Source organism: Ruegeria sp. R13_0, assembly GCF_017743995.1.
In the GTDB taxonomy this organism is placed as follows: domain Bacteria; phylum Pseudomonadota; class Alphaproteobacteria; order Rhodobacterales; family Rhodobacteraceae; genus Ruegeria.
In genome coordinates this window covers 1-3,704 of record NZ_JAGHRB010000042.1, presented here as the reverse complement: position 1 = coordinate 3,704, position 3,704 = coordinate 1, and the positions used below count along the sequence as shown (strand labels likewise).

At 63.4% G+C, this 3,704-nt stretch carries 3 protein-coding genes; all 3 read left to right on the top strand.

The annotated features are described in order from the left end of the window. A partial coding sequence (locus tag J7394_RS22720; RefSeq protein ID WP_209256234.1) for a (2Fe-2S)-binding protein occupies positions 1–381 on the top strand: 381 nt, incomplete at its 5' end. Between the two features lie 25 nt (positions 382–406). Next, the gene (locus tag J7394_RS22715; protein WP_209256233.1) at positions 407–2,767 is read left to right on the top strand and encodes a xanthine dehydrogenase family protein molybdopterin-binding subunit; all 2,361 of its coding nucleotides are present in this window, start codon (positions 407–409) and stop codon (positions 2,765–2,767) included. A 95-nt stretch (positions 2,768–2,862) separates the two neighbouring features. Further along, positions 2,863–3,654: a xanthine dehydrogenase family protein subunit M gene (locus tag J7394_RS22710; protein WP_209256232.1), complete on the top strand. Its 792-nt coding sequence runs from the start codon at positions 2,863–2,865 to the stop codon at positions 3,652–3,654. Positions 3,655–3,704 lie beyond the last annotated feature (50 nt).

The window sequence follows — 3,704 nt, the reverse complement described above, 5'->3', positions numbered from 1 at the left end:
ACGCATGTTGGCTGTGATACGGCGCAATGCGGGGCCTGTGTGGTGCATGTAAACGGCGAGGCCGTGAAGTCGTGCAACATGCTGGCGGTTGAGGCCGACGGGGCCGAGGTCGGCACGATCGAGGGTCAGGCCTCCGAGGATGGGACGCTCAATACGATCCAGCAGGCGTTTCAGGATCACCACGGGCTGCAATGCGGCTTCTGCACGCCGGGCATGGTGATGAGCGCGGCGGCGCTTCTGAAGGACAATCCGCGCCCGTCCGAGGGTGAGATCCGCAAGTATCTGGAAGGCAACCTGTGCCGCTGCACGGGCTATCACAACATCGTCAAGGCGATCATGGCCGCTTCGGGCCAGGACGTCAGCAGCATCGCCGCCGAATAAGCGGCCCGAGGGAGGAGAACAAGCAATGCCCAAAGACAGTGGCATCGGAGCCAGTTCCAAGCGGCGCGAGGACGTGCGCTTTCTGACCGGAGCAGGCAACTATACCGACGACATCAACGTGGCCGGACAGGCCTATGTTCATTTCCTGCGCTCGGATATCGCGCATGGCCGGATCACCAGCCTTGATACCTCGGCGGCCGAGGCCATGCCGGGCGTGGTCAAGGTGTTCACCGGCAAGGATTTTGAAGGCGTGGGCGGCATGCCCTGCGGCTGGGAGGTGACCGACAAGCACGGCGCGCCGATGCAGGAGCCGCCGCATCCCATTCTGGCGCAGGGTAAAGTGCGCCATGTGGGCGACCCGATTGCCGCCGTTGTGGCCGACAGCCTGGAGCAGGCGCGTGACGCGGCCGAGGCGATTGACCTCGAGATCGAGGAACTGCCCGCCGTGATCGACATGAAGGCCGCCGCGCAAGACGGCGCGACGCTGGTCCATGACGATCTGAAGAACAACATCTGCTATGACTGGCAGCTGGGTGAGACTGACGATGCAAAGGTCAATGAGGTCTTCGCCAATGCGGCCCATGTGACCACGCTGGATCTGGTGAACAACCGCCTGGTCGCCAACCCGATGGAGCCGCGCGTGGCGGTGGGTGAGTATAAGCGGGGCACGGATGAGTACACGCTCTTTACCACGTCGCAGAACCCGCATGTGATCCGCCTGCTGATGTGCGCCTTTGTGCTGGGCCTGCCCGAGCATAAGGTCCGCGTGGTGGCCCCGGATGTGGGCGGCGGTTTTGGCACCAAGATCTTCCACTATGCGGAAGAGGCGTTCTGTACCTTCGCCGCCAAGGCTTGCAACCGGCCCGTGAAGTGGACCTCCAGCCGGTCCGAGGCGTTCATGTCGGACGCCCATGGCCGGGATCATGTCAGCAAGATCGAACTGGCGCTGGATGCGGACAACAACTTCATCGGGTTGCGGACCAACACCTACGCGAACCTTGGAGCGTATCTGTCGACCTTCTCCAGCTCGGTGCCCACATGGCTGCACGGCACGCTGATGGCAGGCAATTACAAGACGCCGGTCATTCAGGTGAATGTGAAAGCGATGTTCACCAACACGGTGCCGGTGGATGCCTATCGCGGTGCGGGCCGGCCCGAGGCGACCTATCAGCTGGAGCGCGTGGTGGACAAAGCCGCGCGCGAGCTGGGGGTCGACCCGATTGCGCTGCGCCGTCAGAACTTCATCACCCAGTTTCCCTATGACACGCCGGTCGCGCTGACCTATGACACCGGGGATTACAACGGGACCATGGATAAGCTGGAAGCTGCGGCTGATCTGGCCGGTTTTGCCGCCCGCCGTGCGGCCAGCGAGGCCAAGGGCAAGCTGCGCGGTCTGGGCATCAACTGCTATATCGAGGCCTGCGGGATCGCTCCGTCGAACATCGTTGGCATGCTGGGGGCTCGTGCGGGTCTCTATGACGCCGCCACCGTGCGGGTGAATGCCACCGGCTCGATCAGCGTCATGGTGGGTGCGCATAGCCACGGGCAGGGGCATGAGACCGCCTTCCCGCAGGTTGTGGCCGACATGATCGGCATCGACGAGTCGATGGTCGAGATCGTGCATGGCGACACCTCGAAGATCCCGTTCGGCATGGGCACCTATGGCTCGCGCTCGCTGGCGGTCTGTGGCTCGGCCATGGTCAAAGCCACCGAGAAGGTGATCGACAAGGCCAAGAAGATCGCCGCCCACCTGCTGGAGGCGTCGGAGGCCGATATCGAGCTGAAGGATGGTCAGTTCAGCGTGGCAGGCACCGACAAGTCGGTGGCCTGGGGCGATGTGACCCTCACGGCCTATGTGCCGCATAACTACCCGCTGGAGGTTGAGCCGGGGCTGGAGGAGACCGCGTTTTATGATCCGGCCAACTTCACCTTCCCCTCGGGCGCTTATGCCTGCGAGGTCGAGATCGACCCCGAGACTGGTCAGGTCAGCATCGAGGCCTTCACCGCGGCGGATGACTTTGGCAACATCGTCAACCCGATGATCGTGGATGGTCAGGTGCATGGCGGCATTGGTCAGGGTATCGGTCAGGCTCTGCTGGAGAACTGCGCCTATGACGAGAATGGCCAGCTGCTGAGCGCGTCCTTCATGGATTACGCCATGCCGCGCGCCGATGATGTGCCCTTCTACGGCGTCGATCATTCCAGCCAGACGCCCTGCACGCATAACCCGCTGGGTGTGAAGGGCTGTGGTGAGGCCGGGGCGATTGGCTCTCCGCCGGCTGTGGTCAATGCGGTTCTGGACGCGATGAACTCGGGCGGCAAGGCGGTGGATCACATCGACATGCCGGTGAGCCCGTCGCGCGTTTGGGCGGCGATGAACAGCTGAGTTGAGAGGGCGGACCGGGGGCCAGCCCCCGGACCCCCGAGGTATTTTTAGCCAGATGAAGAGCGGATCTGCGCTCTTCGGAAAGGAAAAGCGGAATGTACAGTTTCGAGTTTGAGAAGCCCTCGAGCATTGCCGACGCGGTTGCTGCGTTGGGGGCCGAGGATGCGCAGCCATTGGGTGGGGGTCAGACGCTGATCCCGACGCTGAAGCAGCGCCTGGCGGCCCCTTCGGTGCTGGTCAGCATGGGTGGGATTGCCGAGATGCAGGGCGTCTGTGTCGAGGATGACGGCTCGGTCGTCATTGGCGGGGCGACGCCCCATGCAACGGTGGCGCGTGAGGCGGCGGGATCGTATCCGGCGCTGGCGGCTTTGGCGGGTCAGATCGGTGATCCGGCGGTGCGCAATCGCGGCACCATCGGCGGGTCGGTGGCCAACAATGATCCGGCGGCCTGTTATCCGGCGGGTGTTCTGGGCTCGGGCGCGACCATCGTGACCAACGCGCGGCAGATCGCGGCGGATGACTTCTTTCAGGGCATGTTTGCCACCGCGCTGGATGAGGGTGAGATCATCACCTCGGTCCGCTTCCCGGTGCCGCAGGCGGCGCGCTATCAGAAGTTCCTGCAGCCTGCGTCCCGGTTTGCCCTGGTCGGCGTCTACGTGGCGCGCTTTGCGGATGGTGTCCGCGTGGCCGTGACCGGCGCCAGCGAAGACGGTGTGTTCCGGTGGGCGGAGGCCGAAGAGGCCTTGAACAAATCCTTCAGCGCCGAGGCGTTGGTGGGGCTGAGCGTCAACCCGATGAATATGATCGCCGACCTGCACGGCAGCAAAACCTACCGCGCGCATTTGGTTGGAGTGTTGACAAAACGCGCCGTCCAAGACTGCTCGTAAACACAATAACAATAAACCCTAAAGCCCCGGGTAAAACCCCGGGGCTTTTG